Here is a 5,467-nt window from a genome sequence, read left to right as displayed (position 1 = left end):
CGTCGAGGATGCTGTCGCTGATCTGGTCGGCGATCTTGTCCGGGTGGCCCTCGGTGACGGACTCGGACGTGAAGAAACGGCTCACGATGTGCTGGCTCCTGAGATTCGGGGACGTGCCGATCGTCAGGCCGCCGGGAAGCCCGGTGGTCGTCACGGCGTAAGGGGCGGTGCCACCGCGCACGCTCAGCACCGTCGCCGAGACCGCCACGCCCTCGGTGAGGCGCGGCCCGCCGAGCGCGGTCACGGTCAGCGGCTCGACCGCGCCCTGCGTCGTCAGCGCGACCGCCGTACGGCCCGACCGAGCCGTAGGACGTGTAGGGGGCCCGGGGCTGGCGGTCGGCGCTGCGCCCCTCGACCCGCAGCAGGTAGTCGCCGGCCGCGAGCGTCCGGTCGATGCGCCAGCCCCATGCCGGAGGGAGACCGTGCCGACGCTGCGTCCGGCGACGACGGCGGGGTCGGCGACCTCGACGACCTCACCGGACGCGGTGGTCAGCGTCGCCTTGGCGTCCACGTTGCCGTAGGCGGGGACGGTCAGGTCGACGACCGTGCGGCCCGAGGCGGTGAACCGGAAGTGGTCGACGTCGCCGCCGGGGCTCAACGAGGCCTCGACCCGTCCGGTCAGCGCGGACGCCGTCGCGGGGGTGCCGCCCTCGCGATCGGCCAGGGCCGGCAGGTAGCGGCCGATGAGCGCCAGGTCGTCCTCGGGGTTGTCGGCGCCGGCGTACTGGCCCTTGCTCCACTGGCTGACCGGACGCCGGTAGCCGGTGCCCATGAGCGGACCCCACAGAGCGTGCCCGGGGTAGTACGCGCGTGCCGGGGTCGAGCCGCTCGCGACGGTGCCGTCGTGGTCGAGGCCGAGGTTGTGGCCGATCTCGTGGCTGGCGGCCTGCGCGGTGTCGTAGGCGGCGCCCTGCATGAACACGAACGCCGGGCTGTAGTGGTCGTACGTCGCACCGGTCGCCCGCGGGACGTCGAGGTAGGCGATGCCGCCGCAGCCGCACTGCGGCTTGATCTCGTTCGTGCGTGTGACGACCGCCTGGAACCCGTACTCCTGGTCGGTGCTCGACGCCCGGTTCAGCCGGGCCGCGGTCGGACGCTCGGTGGTGACGTCGACGTCGAAGGCGGCGAAGTCCTCGGCGACGACCTGCCAGATGGTGCGGACGTCGGCGAGCTCCTGCGCCGAGAACGCCGGGTCGGAGTCCTGCGAGTAGGCCGGCGACGTGATCGTGCTGGCGTCGTAGCTGGCGTTCCAGGCCGTGCCGGTGGTGACGGCGCCGTCGAGGTCGAGGTAGATCGTCCTGCGGGCACCCGGACGCGAGTGCAGGGCGAAGGCGTCGCCGGACGCGTCGGCGGCGGCCGCCTCCATCGCCGGCGCCGGGGCGGACGTGTCCTCGGGGGCCTCCTCGGCCACGAACGGGACGCCGCAGGTGTCGAGCACGAGCGTGTCGTCGGAGACCGCCTCGGCGCCGAGCGTCCGGGCGTCGCCCAGGACGGGAGCGGCGACGTCGAGCGCCTGCTCCTCGTCGGCGGTCAGGTCGGCGCGCTCGCGTCCGGCGTCGGTGAACAGCTCCTGGGCGACGGTCGGCTGCGGCAGCAGCTCCTCGCAACGCGCTCCGGCGGCGGTCGCCGGTGTGGACGGCAGCAGGGTGAGCCCACCGAGGGTGAGTGTGGACGCGACGAGCAGACGCAGCTTCATGGACGGCCTCCCGAGACGGATCACCGCCCGCGGCCGGCGGGCGACCCCTTACCCGTCGGCACGAGCCGCCCGATGCTGAGCGTCCCGGCCCAGTTCAGCCGGGCGTCACACCGGCGGGCGCCGCCGGACGCGTCAGGCGCGTGCGGCCAGCACCTCGCGCCTCCGCCCTCCAGCTCGTCCAGGCCGGCGCGACGCCCCGACAGGACGAGCAGCAGCGAGCTGGCCGGACCGGTGACGACCGGACCGCTGCCGTGGGTGAAGCCGGTGTCGGGCGCCTCGACCCGCAGGCCCTCGACGCGCTGGCGTCCGCCACCGATCTTCGTCGAGGCGCCGACCAGGTAGCCGAGCGCCTCGTTCAGCGCGTCGGCCGGGTACTCGCCGCGGACGCCGAGCGGGCGGCGCACGTCCTCGCCGTGGGCGAACGCCTCGACCAGGCGCGTCGCGAGGTTCACCGGCGGCGTCCTGGTGAGCGGCACGACCTCGCGCAGCCGCTGGAGCGTCTCGGGCGGGGTGCCCTTCTCGCGCTCCAGGCCGAGCTGGTTCTGCCGGTCGAGGTCGAAGCGGGCGCGGACGAGCCCCTTGACCAGGTGCCAGGTGTCGGTGCGGGCGCAGTCGACGACGTGGGCCACGACGTCGTGCACCGTCCAGCCCTCGCACAGCGACGGCGTGCTCCACTGCGCGTCGGTGAGCGTCTCCAGGAACGCGGCCAGCGACGCGCGCTCCTCGTGCACGACCTTCCAGACGTCGACCACGGGCGTCCCTTCCTCGATGACGGAGCCCCCAGCGTAGGGACCGCCACCGACGTCCGCGCCTAGACCGCCGGCTGCTGCTGGGTGATGCAGTGGACGCCGCCGCCGCGCGCGAACAGCGGACGCGCGTCGACCCGGACGACCTCGCGGCCCGGGTAGGCCTGCGCGAGCACCTCGGCGGCCACGTCGTCGTGCGGGTCGTCGAAGCCGCCCATCACCACGCCGCCGTTGCAGACCAGGTGGTTGACGTAGCTGTAGTCGACCGGCCCGGCCTCGTCCACGAGCTGCTGCGGTGCCGGCAGGTCGACGACCCGCCACCCCTCGGGCAGCGCGGCCCGCAGCGTCGCGTCGAGCGAGTGGTCGGGGTGGCGCGGGTCCTGCTGGCGGTGCAGCAGCACGACACCGGGCTCGGGCATGGCGGCGACGATGTCGACGTGCCCGCGGGTCCCGAATTCCGCGTAGTCACGGGTGAGTCCGCGCGGCAGCCAGACGACGTCGCGCACGCCGAGGGTGCGGCGCAGCTCGGCCTCGACGTCGGCGGCGGTCAGGCCGGGGTTGCGGCCGGGGTCGAGCTGCACGGTCGTCGTGACCAGCACGGTGCCGTCGCCGTCGACGTGGATCCCGCCGCCCTCGTTCACCAGGTCGGACGGCACGAGCGTCGCGCCGGCCCACGCGGCGACGCGTCCGGCCACCTGCGCGTCGTGCTCCCAGGACGCCCACGCCTGGCCGCCCCAGCCGTTGAACGTCCAGTCGACGGCGCCGAGCCGGTCGCCGTCGACGACGAACGTCGGGCCGATGTCGCGCATCCAGGCGTCGTCCAGCCGCGCCTCGAGCAGCTCGACGTCCCCGCCGAGGTGGTCGCGGGCGACGCCGACCGCGGACGGGTCGACGACCATCCGCACCGGCTCGAACGCCGAGATCGCGTGCGCGACGGACGCCCAGGTGCGCCGGGCCTCGTCGGCGTCGGCGTCGGTCTCGCCGAGCGTGTAGCCCGACGACGGCCAGGCCATCCAGGTGCAGGCGTGCGGCGCGGTCTCGGCCGGCATCGTCCAGGTCATCGGGCGAGCCCCGCGTACGTGTCGGGACGGCGGGTGCGCAGGAACGGGAACAGCGTCAGCCAGTCGCGGCGCTGGTCGAGGTCGAGGTCGACGACCAGCACGGCCTCGTCGTCGCGCGGGGCCTCGGCAAGCACCCGGCCGTACGGGTCGACGACGAACGACGAGCCGTAGAAGCGGATGCGCCCCTCGTCGCCGGTGCGGTTCGGCACGACGATGAACAGCCCGTTCGCGATCGCGTGGCCGACGATCACCTGGCGCCACAGCGGAGCGGTGTCGAAGTCCGGGTGGTCGGGCTCGGAGCCGATCGCCGTCGGGTACGCGAGCACGTCCGCGCCGCCGAGGGCGTACATCCGCGCGACCTCGGGGAACCACTCGTCCCAGCAGGTCGGCAGGCCGAACACGGCCGGCAGCCCGTCGAGCTGGTGGACGGGGTAGGCATCCTCGGCCGGGCCGGGGCGGAAGTACTTGTCCTCGACGTAGCCCTCGGTGACCGGGATGTGCGTCTTGCGCGTCCGCGCGACGAGACGTCCCGACGGGTCGACGACGACGGCCGTGTTGAAGCCGAGCCCGTCGCCGGCGTCGGCGCGCTCGTAGAGCGAGGCGTGCACGTGGACGCCGTGCTCGCACGCGACCCGGGCCGCGAAGGCGACGGTCGGCCCGTCCTCGAGGCTCTCGGTGAGGTCGGACGCGGTGCCGGTCGGCTCCTCGAACGCGGGGTAGCGCGAGAGCGTCAGCTCGGGCAGGAACACCGCGGTCGCTCCCTCGGCGGCCGCGGTGGCGACGCCGTCGGCCAGCACCTGCTGGAGCTCGTCGGCGTCCTCGCGCCAGCGGTGCTGGACGAGCCCGACGCGCAGCGGCTCGCGCGTGGGCGGGTCGACGCGGGCGGGCGACTCCAGGGCGGGGCCGTGGACGAGCTGCGCGGCCGGGCCGGACGAGTGGGACATGGATGCCTCGCAGGACTAAAACGAATGGTGTTCGTTAGTATGGTGATCGCGGGGCCGGTTGTCCACGGGTCCCACCCGACGACGTCCCGATCGCCCCGAGGAAGGACCCGGCGTGCCCCGACCGTCCGTGCCCGTCCTCTCCGTCGCCAAGATCGCCACGGCCGCGCTCGCGATCGTCGACCGCAAGGGCGAGTTCAGCGTCAACGAGGTCGCCAAGGCGCTCGGCGTGCGGCCCTCGTCGCTCTACAACCACTTGGCCGGCAAGGCCGAGATCGTCGAGGCGATGCGCTCGCTCGTCTTCCAGGACCTCGAGCCCGCACCCGGCCCGGACGAGTGGGAGTCGCGGCTGCGAGGGCTGCTGCGCGGCTACCGCGACGCGTTCGCCGCGCACCCGCGGCTCGTCCCGCTGCTGACCGCGTACACGGTGTCGTCGCCGGACGTCATGGCGCTGTACGAGCGCATGGCGGACGTCCTCGTGCGCGCCGGCGTGCCCGAGGACGAGCTGCTGGCGATCATCACGGTGCTCGACCACCTGGTCATCGGCTCCGCGCTCGACCTCGCCGCGCCCGAGCAGGTCTGGAGCCGAGACGCCGCCCAGGGTCCGCTGCTCGCGGCGGCCATCGAGGCGTCCCCCAGCGGACGCGAGCGGGCCGACCACGCGTTCGAGCTCGGCCTCGACCTGGTGCTCGGGAGCCTGCAGCGGCGGCTGCGGACGTCGTGAGGCGCCGGGTCTGCGCGGTAGCGTCACGGTCGTGACCCGCCTGCCCCGACCAAGCGCCGTCGACCGCCGCGTCGCACTGGTGACCGGGGCGATCGCGCTGGTCGCTCTCGTCGCCGTCGCGGTGGCCGCGCACGTAGCGCCCGAGTCGGACGTCGTCACCCCGGTGCCGTCCACCACGTCCTGGGTGCTCGGTGGGGTCGTGCTCGTGGCCCAGGCGGTCGCGCTGCTGTGGCGGCGGGCCGCGCCCGAGGTCGTCCTGCTCGCCGCGTCCGCCGGGCTGCTGCTCGCGGCCTCGCCGG

6 protein-coding genes and 1 pseudogene are annotated in these 5,467 nt (G+C 74.4%); 2 read left to right on the top strand and 5 right to left on the bottom strand.

Going from position 1 to position 5,467, the window contains the following annotated elements:
• From AC2W7G_RS08490 to AC2W7G_RS08470, 5 genes and pseudogenes are all read right to left on the bottom strand, one after another.
• A partial coding sequence (locus AC2W7G_RS08490; protein ID WP_485868046.1) for an S-adenosylmethionine synthetase N-terminal domain-containing protein occupies window positions 1–88 on the bottom strand: 88 nt, incomplete at its 3' end.
• 813 nt (window positions 89–901) lie between these two features.
• A pseudogene (locus AC2W7G_RS08485) lies at window positions 902–1,366 on the bottom strand (hypothetical protein); the annotation flags it as partial.
• A gap of 350 nt (window positions 1,367–1,716) precedes the next feature.
• Window positions 1,717–2,448, bottom strand: a complete 732-nt coding sequence (locus AC2W7G_RS08480; RefSeq protein ID WP_485868045.1) for a maleylpyruvate isomerase family mycothiol-dependent enzyme — start codon at window positions 2,446–2,448, stop codon at window positions 1,717–1,719.
• A gap of 59 nt (window positions 2,449–2,507) precedes the next feature.
• Window positions 2,508–3,503, bottom strand: coding sequence for an agmatine deiminase family protein (locus tag AC2W7G_RS08475; RefSeq protein ID WP_485868044.1), 996 nt, complete (start codon window positions 3,501–3,503; stop codon window positions 2,508–2,510).
• Window positions 3,500–4,447 carry a nitrilase-related carbon-nitrogen hydrolase gene (locus AC2W7G_RS08470; RefSeq protein ID WP_485868043.1) on the bottom strand — a complete coding sequence of 316 codons (948 nt, stop codon included), beginning with the start codon at window positions 4,445–4,447 and terminating at the stop codon, window positions 3,500–3,502. Before AC2W7G_RS08470 ends, AC2W7G_RS08475 begins: the two co-directional genes overlap by 4 nt.
• Before the next feature lie 112 nt (window positions 4,448–4,559).
• Here AC2W7G_RS08470 and AC2W7G_RS08465 point away from each other — a divergent pair, with 112 nt between their 5' ends.
• Both AC2W7G_RS08465 and AC2W7G_RS08460 read left to right on the top strand, forming a co-directional pair.
• Complete coding sequence (locus AC2W7G_RS08465; RefSeq protein WP_485868042.1) at window positions 4,560–5,168, top strand: TetR/AcrR family transcriptional regulator C-terminal domain-containing protein; 609 nt, start codon at window positions 4,560–4,562, stop codon at window positions 5,166–5,168.
• A 31-nt stretch (window positions 5,169–5,199) separates the two neighbouring features.
• Window positions 5,200–5,467: hypothetical protein (locus AC2W7G_RS08460; protein WP_485868041.1), on the top strand; the 268-nt coding region annotated here is incomplete at its 3' end.

It is taken from the genome of Aeromicrobium sp. PFPM2_SD2, from assembly GCF_057364525.1.
The sequence above is the reverse complement of the archived record's forward strand: the minus strand, read 5'-3'. Positions and strand labels throughout refer to the sequence as shown.

Bases quoted from the DNA above. Each gene is read 5' to 3' on its own strand.
- AC2W7G_RS08475 (WP_485868044.1), bottom strand. From the start codon at position 3,503: ATGACCTGGACGATGCCGGCCGAGACCGCGCCGCACGCCTGCACCTGG.
- AC2W7G_RS08470 (WP_485868043.1), bottom strand. From the start codon at position 4,447: ATGTCCCACTCGTCCGGCCCGGCCGCGCAGCTCGTCCACGGCCCCGCC.